The organism is Tessaracoccus yangjingae (genome assembly GCF_055326235.1).
This window is the reverse complement of sequence record NZ_JBUZNN010000003.1, coordinates 147,406-160,077: the sequence shown is the minus strand read 5'-3', so window position 1 is coordinate 160,077 and position 12,672 is coordinate 147,406. Positions and strand designations below refer to the sequence as shown.

General features: G+C 69.7%; 16 protein-coding genes. 6 read left to right on the top strand and 10 right to left on the bottom strand.

The window, feature by feature from the left end:
* Positions 1-12: 12 nt before the first annotated feature.
* The 3 genes from atpD to ACZK5D_RS06000 all read left to right on the top strand — a co-directional run bounded on the left by atpD (position 13) and on the right by ACZK5D_RS06000 (position 2,431).
* Positions 13-1,464: a F0F1 ATP synthase subunit beta gene (gene atpD / locus ACZK5D_RS06010; RefSeq protein ID WP_463664648.1), complete on the top strand. Its 1,452-nt coding sequence runs from the start codon at positions 13-15 to the stop codon at positions 1,462-1,464.
* Between the two features lie 2 nt (positions 1,465-1,466).
* Positions 1,467-1,874: a F0F1 ATP synthase subunit epsilon gene (locus tag ACZK5D_RS06005; RefSeq protein WP_458993839.1), complete on the top strand. Its 408-nt coding sequence runs from the start codon at positions 1,467-1,469 to the stop codon at positions 1,872-1,874.
* A 95-nt stretch (positions 1,875-1,969) separates the two neighbouring features.
* Complete coding sequence (locus ACZK5D_RS06000; RefSeq protein WP_463664647.1) at positions 1,970-2,431, top strand: DUF2550 domain-containing protein; 462 nt, start codon at positions 1,970-1,972, stop codon at positions 2,429-2,431.
* Positions 2,432-2,443: 12 nt separating this feature from the next.
* On the opposite strand, the gene ACZK5D_RS05995 is transcribed toward ACZK5D_RS06000, so the two are convergent.
* Entirely contained in the window at positions 2,444-3,040 is a 597-nt protein-coding gene (locus ACZK5D_RS05995) for a cob(I)yrinic acid a,c-diamide adenosyltransferase (RefSeq protein ID WP_463664646.1), read from the bottom strand.
* Between ACZK5D_RS05995 and ACZK5D_RS05990 the strand changes: the two genes are divergently transcribed.
* Positions 3,039-3,728: a peptidylprolyl isomerase gene (locus ACZK5D_RS05990; protein ID WP_463664645.1), complete on the top strand. Its 690-nt coding sequence runs from the start codon at positions 3,039-3,041 to the stop codon at positions 3,726-3,728. The genes ACZK5D_RS05995 and ACZK5D_RS05990 overlap by 2 nt on opposite strands.
* Before the next feature lie 6 nt (positions 3,729-3,734).
* Here the strand turns inward: ACZK5D_RS05990 and ACZK5D_RS05985 are convergent, their stop codons facing one another.
* From ACZK5D_RS05985 to mce, 6 genes are all read right to left on the bottom strand, one after another.
* Positions 3,735-4,511, bottom strand: a complete 777-nt coding sequence (locus tag ACZK5D_RS05985; protein ID WP_463664644.1) for an alpha/beta fold hydrolase — start codon at positions 4,509-4,511, stop codon at positions 3,735-3,737.
* On the bottom strand, positions 4,508-4,783 hold the full coding sequence (locus ACZK5D_RS05980) for an Rv1322 family protein (RefSeq protein WP_463664643.1): 276 nt from the start codon (positions 4,781-4,783) through the stop codon (positions 4,508-4,510). The genes ACZK5D_RS05985 and ACZK5D_RS05980 overlap by 4 nt, the downstream gene beginning before the upstream one ends.
* Positions 4,783-5,478 carry an endonuclease NucS gene (gene nucS, locus ACZK5D_RS05975; RefSeq protein ID WP_463664642.1) on the bottom strand — a complete coding sequence of 232 codons (696 nt, stop codon included), beginning with the start codon at positions 5,476-5,478 and terminating at the stop codon, positions 4,783-4,785. The genes ACZK5D_RS05980 and nucS overlap by 1 nt, the downstream gene beginning before the upstream one ends.
* Positions 5,479-5,498: 20 nt before the next feature.
* Positions 5,499-6,710: an AI-2E family transporter gene (locus ACZK5D_RS05970; RefSeq protein ID WP_463664641.1), complete on the bottom strand. Its 1,212-nt coding sequence runs from the start codon at positions 6,708-6,710 to the stop codon at positions 5,499-5,501.
* Positions 6,707-7,777 (bottom strand): DivIVA domain-containing protein, encoded by a 1,071-nt coding sequence (locus tag ACZK5D_RS05965; protein ID WP_463664640.1) that lies wholly within the window; start codon positions 7,775-7,777, stop codon positions 6,707-6,709. The genes ACZK5D_RS05970 and ACZK5D_RS05965 overlap by 4 nt, the downstream gene beginning before the upstream one ends.
* A 111-nt stretch (positions 7,778-7,888) precedes the next feature.
* Positions 7,889-8,338: a methylmalonyl-CoA epimerase gene (gene mce / locus ACZK5D_RS05960; RefSeq protein ID WP_463664639.1), complete on the bottom strand. Its 450-nt coding sequence runs from the start codon at positions 8,336-8,338 to the stop codon at positions 7,889-7,891.
* Positions 8,339-8,472: 134 nt separating this feature from the next.
* Here mce and ACZK5D_RS05955 point away from each other — a divergent pair, with 134 nt between their 5' ends.
* Together ACZK5D_RS05955 and ACZK5D_RS05950 are read left to right on the top strand one after the other, a co-directional pair.
* Complete coding sequence (locus tag ACZK5D_RS05955) at positions 8,473-8,628, top strand: hypothetical protein (RefSeq protein ID WP_463664638.1); 156 nt, start codon at positions 8,473-8,475, stop codon at positions 8,626-8,628.
* Between the two features lies 1 nt (position 8,629).
* Complete coding sequence (locus ACZK5D_RS05950) at positions 8,630-9,190, top strand: PH domain-containing protein (protein ID WP_463664637.1); 561 nt, start codon at positions 8,630-8,632, stop codon at positions 9,188-9,190.
* A 26-nt stretch (positions 9,191-9,216) separates the two neighbouring features.
* On the opposite strand, the gene pgm is transcribed toward ACZK5D_RS05950, so the two are convergent.
* The 3 genes from pgm to ACZK5D_RS05935 all read right to left on the bottom strand — a co-directional run bounded on the left by pgm (position 9,217) and on the right by ACZK5D_RS05935 (position 12,667).
* Positions 9,217-10,836, bottom strand: a complete 1,620-nt coding sequence (gene pgm / locus ACZK5D_RS05945; RefSeq protein ID WP_463664636.1) for a phosphoglucomutase (alpha-D-glucose-1,6-bisphosphate-dependent) — start codon at positions 10,834-10,836, stop codon at positions 9,217-9,219.
* Between the two features lie 62 nt (positions 10,837-10,898).
* Positions 10,899-11,756 carry a carbohydrate ABC transporter permease gene (locus ACZK5D_RS05940; RefSeq protein WP_463664635.1) on the bottom strand — a complete coding sequence of 286 codons (858 nt, stop codon included), beginning with the start codon at positions 11,754-11,756 and terminating at the stop codon, positions 10,899-10,901.
* Complete coding sequence (locus tag ACZK5D_RS05935; RefSeq protein WP_463664634.1) at positions 11,753-12,667, bottom strand: carbohydrate ABC transporter permease; 915 nt, start codon at positions 12,665-12,667, stop codon at positions 11,753-11,755. The genes ACZK5D_RS05940 and ACZK5D_RS05935 overlap by 4 nt, the downstream gene beginning before the upstream one ends.
* Positions 12,668-12,672 lie beyond the last annotated feature (5 nt).

Sequence of the window (12,672 nt, the reverse complement as noted above, 5' to 3'; positions counted from 1 at the left end):
AATGAGGAACTAATGACTGCCACTGTTAGCGAGACGTCGCCGGCCACCACCGGTGGTGTCGGTCGAGTTGCCCGCGTCATCGGCCCCGTCGTCGACGTCGAGTTCGCGGCTGATCAGATCCCTGCGATCGGCAACGCGCTGCTGGTCGAGACCGAGGTCATGGGCGAGAAGCGGACCATGACCATGGAGACCGCCCTGCACGTGGGCGACAACCTGGTCCGCGCCATCGCCCTCAAGCCCACCGACGGCATGCGCCGCGGAGCCGAGGTGCGCGACACCGGAGCACCCATCTCGGTGCCGGTGGGCGACGTGACCAAGGGGCACGTGTGGAACGTGACCGGCGATGTGCTGAACGTGGATCCCTCCACCATCGAGATCACCGAGCGTTGGCCCATCCACCGGCCGGCGCCGAAGTTCGATGCCCTGGAGCCACGCACCGAGATGCTGGAGACCGGCATCAAGGTGCTGGACCTGCTCACTCCGTACGTGAAGGGTGGCAAGATCGGCCTGTTCGGCGGCGCCGGCGTCGGCAAGACGGTCCTCATCCAGGAGATGATCTACCGCATCGCCCACAACTTCGGCGGCACCTCGGTGTTCGCGGGCGTGGGGGAGCGCACCCGCGAGGGCAACGACCTCATCAACGAGATGGAGGAGGCGGGCGTCCTCAAGGACACCGCTCTGGTGTTCGGCCAGATGGACGAGCCCCCGGGCACCCGTCTGCGCGTGGCCCTGTCCGCCCTGACGATGGCCGAGTACTTCCGCGACGTCCAGAACCAGGACGTCCTGCTGTTCATCGACAACATCTTCCGCTTCACGCAGGCGGGCTCCGAGGTGTCGACGCTGCTCGGCCGCATGCCCTCCGCGGTGGGCTACCAGCCGAACCTGGCCGACGAGATGGGCCAGCTGCAGGAGCGCATCACCTCCACCAAGGGTCACTCGATCACCTCGATGCAGGCCATCTACGTGCCCGCTGACGACTACACCGACCCGGCCCCGGCCACCACGTTCGCCCACCTCGACGCCACCACGGAGCTGTCCCGCGAGATCGCCTCGCGTGGCCTGTACCCCGCCGTCGACCCGCTCTCGTCGTCGAGCCGCATCCTGGACCCGCAGTACATCGGCCAGGAGCACTACGACACCGCGGTGCGCGTGAAGCAGATCCTCCAGCGCAACAAGGAGCTGCAGGACATCATCGCCATCCTCGGCGTCGACGAGCTGTCCGAGGAGGACAAGATCGTCGTCAACCGGGCGCGACGCATCCAGCAGTTCCTCTCGCAGAACACCTACATGGCGGAGAAGTTCACCAACATCCCCGGCTCCACGGTGCCGCTGGCCGACACCATCGAGGCGTTCCAGATGATCACCCGCGGCGACGTGGACCACATCGCGGAGCAGGCGTTCTTCAACGTGGGTGGCATGGACGACGTGATGGCCAACTGGTCGAAGATCCAGAAGGAAAACTGATCGTGGCCAGACCCCCGCTCCATGTCGAGGTCGTCGCGGCGGACCGCCTGGTCTGGTCAGGCGAGTCCGTCAACATCATCGCGCGGACGGTAGAGGGTGACATCGGCATCCTCCCTGGTCACGAGCCGCTCCTCGCGGTCCTGGTCCCGTGCGTGGTCGAGATCGTGACGGCCGACGGCCGAAGCGAGTCCCTGGCCGTCGACGGCGGCTACATCTCGGTGGCGCACGGGCGTGTGTCGGTGCTCAGCCAGTCCGCCACCCTCGGTCACGAGGTGGGACTGGACGAGGCCCGCCGCGAGGCATCCACGCTGGAGGCCAAGGCCATGCAGGGTGATGCCGACGACGACGAGCTGCATCATCTCCGGATCCTCCAGGCCCAGATCCGCGCCGGTGAAAGGGCGACAACCTAACAGCTGTGCATCGCTCAGGGCGGCTCTTCCGAATCGGGGGAGCTGCCCTGAGCGCATATCAGGGTCCCAGAGACCCGGACGGGAGTGGCGAGCAGATGGTGTGGCAGTTAGTCGCGACCGCGGTGATCATCATCGCCGTGGTGCTGCTGCCCTTCGTGCTGCTCTACCTCCGCCGCCGCTGGCTCACGGGCCAGGGCGGTCTCTTCGATTGCGCCCACCGGGTCCGCGACGACTCGCCAGGGGCCGGCTGGGTCCTCGGCATGGCCCGCTTCCGGGGGGAGAGCCTGGAGTGGTTCCGCTCGTTCTCCTTCGGTCTGAAGCCGCAGATGGTCCTGCAGCGCGCCGCCACGACCTATCTGCACCGGAGATCTCCCGAGGGCATCGAGGCCATCGCGCTGTTCGACAACTCCGTGATCGTGACGGTGAAGGACCGCACGACAGCCCACGTGCACACCCTGGCGATGGCCAGCGACGAGGTGCTGGCCCTCATGAGCTGGCTGGAGTCGGCACCACCCGGCAGCCACTACTTCCCCTCCAGCGCCGACTCGCCGCGCTGAGCCGGCCGGCGGTCAGGCCGGCTTCACCCGATCGGTGCCCGGCACCCAGAGGATCTCTCCTGCGGTCCCGTTCGCCGCGCGCGACATGATGAACAGCAGGTCCGACAGCCGGTTGAGGTACGTGATGGCCAGCAGGTTGACCCCGCCGTCGGCGGCGGTGCCGTGGGCGTCGACACAGCGCCAGGCGGCCCTCTCGGCCCGCCTCGCGACGGTGCGCGCCACGTGCAGCTGCGCGCCGGCAGGGGTGCCGCCGGGGAGGATGAAGCTGCGGAGCACCGGGAGCGACTCCTGAAGCTCGTCGCAGTAGGCCTCCAGCCGGTCGATCGAGGGCTGCTCGATCCGGAGCGGCGGCCACGGCGGGGAGGGGTTCAGGGGCGTGGAGAGGTCCGCTCCCACGTCGAACAGCTCGTTGCTGATGAGGGCCAACATCTCCACCACGCGCTGCGGGAGCCCCCCGGCCGCAACCGCGACACCGATGGCCGCGTTGGCCTCGTCGACGTGCCCGTAGGCCTCAACGCGGAGGTCCGTCTTGGGGACCTCGGAGTTGTCCGAGAGCCGGGTGGTGCCGGCGTCACCGGTGCGGGTGTAGATCTTGGAGAGTGTGACCATGCCCCCAATCTATGCCAAGCTGGGGCACGTGCGCATGCGACCCCTCACCCTCCTGACCCTGGCGGCGCTGCTCGCCGTCACCGGCTGTCAGAACGCCAACGAGTCCAACGACGGCGGCGTCGAGGCGGCCTCGGGCGTGGAGTGCGCGTACCCGTCGGACGGGGAGCCAGCCCGCCCCGTCGACCCGCCGAGCGGCGACAACGTGTCGGATCAGGGCACCGTGGGCGTGACCCTTCACCTGACCGCGGGTGACGTGAGCCTCACCCTGGACCGGGCGAAGGCCCCCTGCACCGTCCACTCGTTCGTCTCGCTCGCGGAGCAGGGATACTTCGACGACACCGAGTGCCACCGGCTCGTGGACTACGGGATCTTCATTCTCCAGTGCGGTGATCCGACAGCCACCGGCACGGGCGGGCCGGGCTACACCATCCCGGACGAGCTCGTTCCGGCGCCCACCTACCCGGCGGGCACCGTCGCCATGGCCAAGCGGCAGCCGCCCAACACGGGCGGAGCGCAGTTCTTCCTGGTCTGGGCCGACACGCCACTGCCGCCGGAGTACACCGTCTTCGGCACCATGGATCAGGCGGGACTGGACGTGGTGGGCGGGATCGCGGCCCAAGGCGTGGACGCCGCGGACCAGACCTCGCCCATCGCCGAGGCGAAGATCACCTCCGTCACCCTCGGCTGAGCGCCACTACCGATCCGCGGTGAGGAAGTGGTGGGCGACGGTGACGAACCCGTCAGGGTCGTCCGCGTGCACCCAGTGGCCCGCACGCTTCAAGGTGAGCTGCAGCACGCGCGGGAAGAGGCGGCGCATCGGCTCCAGGTGCTCGGGTTGCACGTAGGGTGAACGGCCACCGTTGACCCACAGCACCGGCCCGTCGTAGCTGCCCTCGATGGCGGGCCAGCCGCCGACGGCGTGGAGTGAATCGCCGAGCAGGTCGAGGTTGGCCTGCCAGGACCAGTGCTGACCCTTGTGGCGGAGGTTCTGAAGCAGGAATCGGCGCACCGTGACGTCAGGGATCAGCTCGGCCAGGGCCTCGTCGGCCTGGGCGCGGCTGGTCAGGCCGTCGAGATCCAGGGTGCGGAGCGCCGCCACGAGATTGACGAAGGTCGCGGCCGCGACGTTGCGGGCCGGCGAGATGTCCAGCACCATCAGCCGCTCCACCAGCTCGCCGCGCCGCAACGCCAGGCGCATCGCGATCTTGCCCCCCAGCGAGTGCCCGAGGAGGGCCACGGGGGAGTCGAAGCGGGCGGCCAGCCACTCCCCGACCACCTCGGCCTGGCCGTCCAGCGAGAACTCCTCGGTCCACGCCGAGCGCCCGTGGTTCGGCAGGTCGACGAGGTGGCAGGTGGCCACATCGCCCAGCCGGCCCGCCACCGTGCCGAAGTTCTTCCCCTGCCCGAACAGGCCGTGCAGAAACACGGCCTGGACCGGCCCTGACCCGACGACCATCTCGTGCAGGCTCACCGATGAGCCGCCCAGCAGTGCGTGTGCCAATGCCGCCGGAGTTCCAGCCCCGTCTCGGCGCCCAAGGGCGGCGCGGCCGGCCACGCGACGACGTGGGCGGTTCCGGGAACGATCCGCTGCTGGCAGCCGGGGCACCGGTACTCCTTCTCGGAGCGCTGGGCCGGCACGCTGCGCACGATGTAGTCCACCCCTTGGCGATGCACCCGGCTCTGTGAGCCGCCGGAGAGCAGCGGACGCGGCGCGCGCAGGTGCTTCGAGGGGCGCTTCGCCATCAGAACAACCGCTCGTGCGCGTTGTCCAGACCGCGCAGCGCGTCGTAGTCGATGAGGCGCCACTCGATGCCCCGGTCGGCGGCGAGGGTCCGCGCCTGCGGCTTGATCTGCTGGCCGGCGAAGATGCCGCGCACCGGAGCCAGGTGCGGGTCCCTGTTCATCAGGTCCAGGTACCGGGTCAGCTGCTCGACGCCGTCGATCTCGCCGCGGCGCTTCACCTCGACCGCGACGTAGGCCCCGCGGTCGTCGCGCAGCAGCAGGTCCACAGGCCCGATGGGGGTGAGGTACTCGCGCTGGATGAGCTTCATGCCCTCGCCCAGGGTGGCGGGGTGTTCGGCCAGGAGCGCCTGGAGGTGCGCCTCGACGCCGTCCTTCTGCAGTCCGGGGTCCAGCCCGAGCTCGTGGGCCGAGTCGTGCAGGACCTCCGCGACCAGGATGCGCAGGGTGTCGCCGTCCTTGGCGCGCACCTGCCACACCTCGGTCACTCCGAGCGACTCCCTGGCCTCCACATCAGGAGCGTCGACGGTGAGGGTGCAGGGCGGGCTCATCCAGTTGAGGGGCTTGTAGGCGCGGTCATCGGCGTGCACCGAGACGGACCCGTCGGCCTTGACCAGGATCAGCCGGGTGGCCATCGGCAGGTGGGCCGTCAGCCTCCCGACGTAGTCCACCTGACACTTCGCTACCACCAAACGCACTGGGCCAACCTACCAAGTTGTCAGGCCGCGTCCAGCGCAGGTTGTGCGATCTCGCGGTAGAGCAGCAGCAGCGCGGCGGTGGTGGGGATGGCGATCACTGCCCCGATGACGCCGAACAGCATTCCGCCGACGATGGCCGACAGCACCACCAGGGCGCCCGGGACCTTCACCGTGCGTTTGAGGACGGTGGGGTACAGGACGTAGGCGTCGAACTGCTGGTAGATCAGGAAGTAGATGATGGTGGCGATGCCGATGGCGGGGTCCACGGCGAACGCCACGACGGCGACGCTGGCCATCGCGAGGGAGGACCCGATCAGCGGGATGAAGCAGAACAGGGCCACCACGAACGCGAGCGCCAGCGAGTAGCCGCCGAGGCCGGCGATGTTCATGAACACGAACGCGCAGACCGAGGCCACCGACACGATGACGAACATGCCCGTGATGTAGCCGGACACGCCCCGGAAGATCTCGTCGGCCAGGTACCTGGTGCGCGCGCGGCGACTCTTCGGGGCGAACGCGTAGAGGGTCTCCTTGATGGTGGGCAGCGAGGCCAGGAAGTAGACGGTCAGCACCAGCGTCACGATCACCGAGAACAGCAGGTTGGCCACCAGGCGGCCCGCGCCCCACAGCCCGCCGAACAGGTTGTTGATCAGCGCCCCCGAGGCGAAGAAGTCCGTCACGGTCTGGGTGATGTTGTACTCCTCCTCCCAGGCCGCGATCTGGGGGTGCTGCGCCAGATTCTCCAGCAGTTGGGGGAGGTTCCGGGTGAGGGCCGTGGTCTGCTCCGTGAGGACCGGGACGAGGGCCGTGACGCCGAGGGCGATGACGGCCAGGAGCCCGATGGTCACGATCGTCACGGCGAACGGCCTCGGCATGCGCCGCCGGGTGAGGAACTCGACGGCAGGGCTGAGCCCCAGCGCCAGGAAGAGGGCCATGACCACCAGGATGAGGACGCTCTGCACGGTGATGACGGCCTGGGCGAGCGCGATCGCCATCAACACGCCGAGGGCGCCCATGAAGCCGAACAGGAACGGCGACGGCCACGCCGGCCGCTCCCGCGGGTCCACGGCGGTGGGCGGGACCGGCACGATGACGGGCTCTGGCGTGGGGGTCAGGAGGCTGCGGGCCCCCTGGGCCACCATGCCGGCCCCGCGTCGGAAGAGCCCGCGACGCCGCGGTGTGGGGGCGGGTGCCGGGGCCGGCTCCGCCGCGTCGTCGGTCGGTTCGGTCACTGGGGGGTGTCGTCCTTCGTGATCACGGCGGTCAGGTCGTCCTCGAAGCGGGCCGACTCCTCGGCGAGCGCCCGCAGGTTGCTCAGTTGGGCCAGCGCGGTGGCGCGGCGGCTCTCCAGCGCCGCGATCTCCCGCTCGAGCTGCTCCTTGCGCCAGGCCACCTTCTCCTCCAGCGCGGTCTCCGCGTCCCGGGCCCTGGCGTGCATGGTGGCCAGCGTCTCCTCGCTCTGGCGGGTGGCGCCGAGCCTGATCTCCTCCGCCGAGGCCACCGCCTCGGCCCGGATCCGCTGGGCCTCCTCGCGTGCCTCCGTGGCCCGCAGGGCGGCGTCGGTGGCCTCCTTGTCGGCCTGGGCGAGGCGGTCCTTGACTGCCTGCTCCGACTCCTTGGCGGTGGCGGCCGCGGCGGCCAACGTCTCCTCTGCAGAGCGCTCGGCGGTGAGCCTGATCTCGGTGGCGGCCCGCGATGCGTCCTGCGCCCGGCGTGCCCCCTCGATCTTGGCGCTCTCCAGCAGCGCGTCGGCCTCAAGGTTGGCCGCGTCCAGGACCGCCTTGCCCTTGGCCCGCGCGTCGGCGACGATCAGGTCCGCGTCCCGCCGCGCCATCTCGAGGGTGGACTTGCCCGCGTCGGCCTGCTGCTGGCGCAGCTCGCGCAGCCCCGCGAGCCCGGTCAGCCTCACGTCGTCCGCCTCCTGCTGCGCGGACTCGCGCAGGGTGGCCGCGGTGCGGCGCGCCTCGGTCTTGATCCGCTCGGCCTCCGCCTGGGCCGTGGAGACGATGTCTCCGGCCTGGGCCTCCGCCGACCGGAGCAGCCCGGTGGCGTGCGCGCCGAGGCGGGTGAAGTCTGTGGTGCCCTGCTCCGCCTTGATGAACGCGATCTCGCGGGTCCGTTCGCGGACCTGCATCTTCAGCTGGCTGACCTGCGTCTCCACCTCGCGGACGTAGCTGTCCACGGCGTGCTTGTCGTAGCCGAGCATCGAGTGCGGGAAGCTGCCCGCCGCTGTGGCCCGGTCGTCGAACAGGTTGAGACCGGTCTCCTCGCTGTCGAAGTCGCTCCTGGGTGCGGACACCGGCACTCCTCTCGTCGACGTGTTGAGTCGTCCTCCCCGAGCGTAGTCGCTCGGAACGACGAACGCGGGCAGGGTGTGGCTCACCCGCCCGCGTCCGTCGATGCTGTGGACTCAGTGCCCGGCGGGCTCCTTCGGGAGCTCCACCAGCTCGAGCAGGACGCCGCGGGCGTCCTTGGGGTGCACGAAGTTGATGCGCGAGCCGCCCGTGCCCCGCTTGGCCTCCGGGAACAGGAGGCGCATGCCGCGCTCCTTGAGGACCTCGGAGACGTGGTCGAGATCGGCGACGCGGTAGGCGAGCTGCTGCATGCCGGGGCCGTTCTTGGTCAGGAACTTGGCGATGGTCGAGTTCTCGTTGAGGGGGGCCAGGAGCTGGATCTTGGCGTTCTCCTCGCCCTGCTCGCCGGTGCCGATCATGGCCTCCGCCACGCCCTGCTCCTCGTTGACCTCGCGGTGCAGCTCGCGCCAGCCGAAGGTCTCGGTGTGGAACTTGACGGCCTCGTCGAGGTCCGGGACGGCCAGGCCGACGTGATCGATGCAGATGAAGAGATCGGAGTTGTCCATGGGCGCCAGTTTTCCACACGCGGGGCGGCCACGGACCTTGGGGGTGGACAACAGGTGCCCACCGTCGGCGCGTCGTCGCGGACAACCCTGCGCGGTGCGGCAGACTGGCAGCCGAACGACGCGAGGAGGACGCCGTGATTGGTTGGCTGAAGAAGGCACTGCTGGTACTGGTGGCCGCCTTCGTGCTGTTCTACCTGTTCACCCGGCCCGAGGCCGCGGCGGAGGCTGTCAAGTCGTTCTTCGGGGCTTTCGAGGCGATCGGACGGTTCTTCACCTCGCTGGCCGCCTGAGGTGAACTTCTTCCGCAGCCTCGTCAAGCCCGACGTCCAGGGCCATCTCCTCGTCGACGAGGGCGAGGTGATCATCGACGAGGTGCGCAAGCACTGGGCCGCGACCTTCTGGTGGTACGCGCTGGCCGCGCTGGGCATCCCCCTGATCCTGGCGTCCCTCGGGGCCAAGGGCCTGTGGTACGTCCCCACGATCCTCGGCCTCGCGGCGGCCGGCTTCGGGCTGTGGAAGGTCCACGTGGCGCACATGGACCGCTTCGTGATCACCAACATGCGCGTCTTCCGCGTGCACGGCGTGTTCGACCGGTCCCTGGCCACCATGCCGATGACCCGCATCCTCGACATCTCGATGTACCGCTCGCTGGTGGGCCAGGTGCTGGGCTACGGCCACTTCGTCTTCGAGTCGGCGGCGCAGGGGCAGGGGCTCCGCGAGATCCGCTACGTGGGGGACCCGGACCGCCGCGACCTCACCATCCAGCGCGTCATCCAACGCTCCGGCCTCCGGCAGACGATGCGGATGGAGCCGGTCTCCGTCGAGACCCCCAATGAGGCCGACGGCATCTGACCGGCTCCACCGCACCGCGTCGGGGCTCAGCCCCCGAGCGCCTGATCCACCAGCGCCTTGGCGGCGGCCTGAACTTCCGCCAGGTGCTCGCCGCTCTTGAGCGACTCGGCGTAGATCTTGTACTTGTCCTCGGTGCCCGACGGGCGGGCCGCGAACCAGGCGTGCTCGGTGGTCACCTTGATGCCGCCGATGGCGGCGTTGTTGCCCGGGGCGTGCGACAGGACCGCCGTGATCGGCTCTCCGGCCAGCTCCGTGACGGTGACGTCGTCGGCGCTGAGACTGCTCAGGCGCGCCTTCTGCTCGCGGCCGGCGTCGGCGTCAACGCGGGCGTAGTAGGAGCGCCCGAACTCGGCCTCGAGGTCCGCGTAGTGCTGGGACGGGGTCTTGCCCGTGACGGCGATGATCTCGGAGGCCAGCAGGGCGAGCAGCAGGCCGTCCTTGTCCGTGGTCCAGGTGGAGCCGTCCATGGCGAGGAACGAGGCGCCGGCGGACTCCTCGCCGCCGAACCCGATGGAGCCGTCGGTGAGGCCCGGCACGAACCACTTGAACCCCACGGGCACCTCGACGAGGCGCCGGCCGAGCTTGGCCGCGACCTTGTCGATGATCGACGACGACACGAGCGTCTTGCCGATGCCGGCGTCCGCGGCCCACCCGGGCCGGTTGGCGAAGAGGTAGTTGATCGCCACCGCGAGGTAGGCGTTGGGGTTCATGAGGCCGGCGTCGGGCGTGACGATGCCGTGCCGGTCCGAGTCCGCGTCGTTGCCGGTGGCCACGGAGAAGCGGTCACGCTGCGCCACGAGGGAGGCCATTGCGTTGGGCGAGGAGCAGTCCATGCGGATCTTGCCGTCGGTGTCCAGGGTCATGAACCGCCAGGTGGGGTCCACCGTCGGGTTGACCACCTCGATCGGCAGCCCCAGCTCGGCCAGGTGCTCCCAGTACTGCACCGAGGCGCCGCCCATGGGGTCCGCGCCGTGCACCAGGCCGGAGGCCTTGATGGCGTCGAAGTCGAGGGCCGTGGCCAGCTCCTGGCAGTAGGGCGTGCGGTAGTCGTAGCGGTTGACCTCGGCCGTCTCGTAGCGGGCGCGCCGGATGCCGCCGGGGTTGCCCATGAGCTCGTTGGCGCGGGCCGCGATCACCTTGGTGGCGTCCGAGTCCGCGGGGCCGCCGTTGGGCGGGTTGTACTTGAAGCCGCCGTCGCGGGGCGGATTGTGTGACGGGGTGACGACGATGCCGTCGGCCAGCGCCGTGTGCAGGCGGTTGTAGCGGATGATGGCCCGCGACACGGCCGGCGTGGGGGTGTACTCGTCCTCGCGCTCGGCGCAGATCTCGACGCCGTTGGCGCTCAGCACCTCGATGGCGGTCTTCCACGCCGGCAGCGACAGGGCGTGGGTGTCCTTGCCGATGAACAGCGGCCCCGTGGTGCCCTGCGCGGCGCGGTACTCGACGATGGCCTGGGTGGTGGCCGCGATGTGCAGGTCCTGGAACGCGGTGTCCAGGGAGGAGCCGCGGTGGCCCGAGGTGCCGAACACCACCATCTGGTCCGGGTCCGACGGGTCCGGGGTTCGGTCGTAGTAGGCGGCGAGAAGTTCGTCGACGTTGATGAGATCGGATTCCTGGGCCGGCAGCCCTGCGCGCTCGTGTGCCATGGCCTCATCCTTCCATCCTGGGGGCCCGGTTGCATCAGGTTGCCTCCAGACCCCCCGGACGATCACCCCTTGACGGCCCCCGAGACCAGCCCCGACGTCATGCGGGACTGGACGAGCAGGAAGAACACGATGACCGGCACGGCGATCACCGACGACGCGGCCATCACCTGGGCCCAGTCCACCCCGCGGTTGACCGACGCGTTGAGGTAGCCCCGCAGCCACAGGGGGAGGGTCTGCGCCGCGGAGTCGGGCAGCACCACCAGGGCCACGGTGAACTCGTTCCAGGCCTGCAGGAACGCGTAGACGCCTGAGGCCACCAGGCCCGGGGCAAGGAGGGGGAACGTGATCCGCAGGAACGCCTGCGTCCTCGAGAGGCCGTCGACCATGGCGGCCTCCTCCAACTCCACCGGGACCCCGGCCACGAACCCGCGCAGCATCCAGACCGTGAACGGGATGACCGCCGCGGTGTAGAGCAGCGTGACGCCGAGCAGTGAGTTCAGCCCCAGCGCCGGCACCGAGCCGCCGATGCCCGAGAGCATCTTGTACTGGGCGATGAAGAGCCCCTCGGCGGGCAGCATCTGGATGAACAGCACGGCCAGCAGGAACGACTTCCTCCCGCGGAACCGGAACCGGGAGATGGCCAGCGCCCCCAGGAACGCGAACGCCAGGACGAACAGCACGGTGAGGCTGGTGATGGCCAGGCTCATCCTCAGCGCCGAGGCGAAGCCCGGGTCCTGCAGGACGCTGGTGAGGTTGGACCACGTGGCGTCGGTGGGCAGGAAGTTGGGCGGGATCTGGCGGAGCCGGGCGTTGGGCGTGATCGCGGACAGCGCCATCCAGTACACGGGGAACACCCAGAGGGCGGCCACCAGGACGCCGACGAGCGACCAGCCGGCCTTGGCGACGACGGAGCGCCTCATGCGGCGTCCTCCTTCAGGAGTGAGCGGACGTAGGGCCAGCTGAGCACGACGGTGAGCGCCAGCACGAACAGCGAGACCGCCGACGCGGCGCCGAAGTCCTGCCGCGCCACGCCGAGCTCGTAGATGAAGTTGCCGAGCAGGTTGGTCTCGGCGACGGGGGCGCCGGCGTCCTGCAGGAGCCGGATCTGGGCGAACACCCGCAGGTCCCAGATGATCTGCAGCAGCAGCACGATCGACAGGACCGGCCGCACCATGGGGAGCAGGATGTGGCCGACGATCTGGCGCGAGGACGCGCCGTCGATCTGGGCGGCCTCGATGACCTCGGTGGACACCTGGGTGAGGCCGGCGTACAGCGACAGCGCGACGAACGGCACGCTCATCCAGATGATGATCGTGGAGGCGACGAGGAAGAACGTCGAGGGCTGGGACAGCCAGGCGTAGGACGCGAACTGCTCGAAGCCGATGCTGGTGAGCAGCCAGTTGACCACGCCGCTGCGGTAGTCGAACAGCCATCGGAACACCGTGACGGCGGCCACCATGGGCATGGCCCAGGCGAGCAGGAGGCTGATCTGGATGACGACGCGGACAGCGGCGGGCACGGCCCGCATGAGCAGGGCGAAGCCCAGACCGACGGCGACGGTGACGAACGCGTTGACCAGGCAGAAGGCCACCGAGCGCAGCACGACGGCCCAGAGCCGGTCCTGGCTGAAGACCGCGACGAAGTTGTCGAGGCCGACGAAGCGCGGCGGCTGCCCGAACTGCTGGGCGAGGCCGTACTCCTGCATCGAGGTGACGATCTGCCAGCCGATGGGGTAGCCCAGCGCGGCCGCCAGGACGACGACGCTGGGGAGGAGAAGGAGATAGGGGACCCGGGGCGGCGGTGCCTTCCGGTGCGGAGGGAGGGTCGTCATGGTGG

What these genes read in the sequence shown, in the direction of transcription:
- atpD (WP_463664648.1), top strand. Translation starts at nt 13, where the DNA reads ATGACTGCCACTGTTAGCGAGACGTCGCCGGCCACCACCGGTGGTGTC.
- ACZK5D_RS06000 (WP_463664647.1), top strand. Translation starts at nt 1,970, where the DNA reads ATGGTGTGGCAGTTAGTCGCGACCGCGGTGATCATCATCGCCGTGGTG.
- ACZK5D_RS05990 (WP_463664645.1), top strand. Translation starts at nt 3,039, where the DNA reads ATGCCCCCAATCTATGCCAAGCTGGGGCACGTGCGCATGCGACCCCTC.
- ACZK5D_RS05995 (WP_463664646.1), bottom strand. Translation starts at nt 3,040, where the DNA reads ATGGTCACACTCTCCAAGATCTACACCCGCACCGGTGACGCCGGCACC.
- ACZK5D_RS05980 (WP_463664643.1), bottom strand. Translation starts at nt 4,783, where the DNA reads ATGGCGAAGCGCCCCTCGAAGCACCTGCGCGCGCCGCGTCCGCTGCTC.
- mce (WP_463664639.1), bottom strand. Translation starts at nt 8,338, where the DNA reads ATGGACAACTCCGATCTCTTCATCTGCATCGATCACGTCGGCCTGGCC.
- pgm (WP_463664636.1), bottom strand. Translation starts at nt 10,836, where the DNA reads ATGGCACACGAGCGCGCAGGGCTGCCGGCCCAGGAATCCGATCTCATC.
- ACZK5D_RS05940 (WP_463664635.1), bottom strand. Translation starts at nt 11,756, where the DNA reads ATGAGGCGCTCCGTCGTCGCCAAGGCCGGCTGGTCGCTCGTCGGCGTC.
- ACZK5D_RS05935 (WP_463664634.1), bottom strand. Translation starts at nt 12,667, where the DNA reads ATGACGACCCTCCCTCCGCACCGGAAGGCACCGCCGCCCCGGGTCCCC.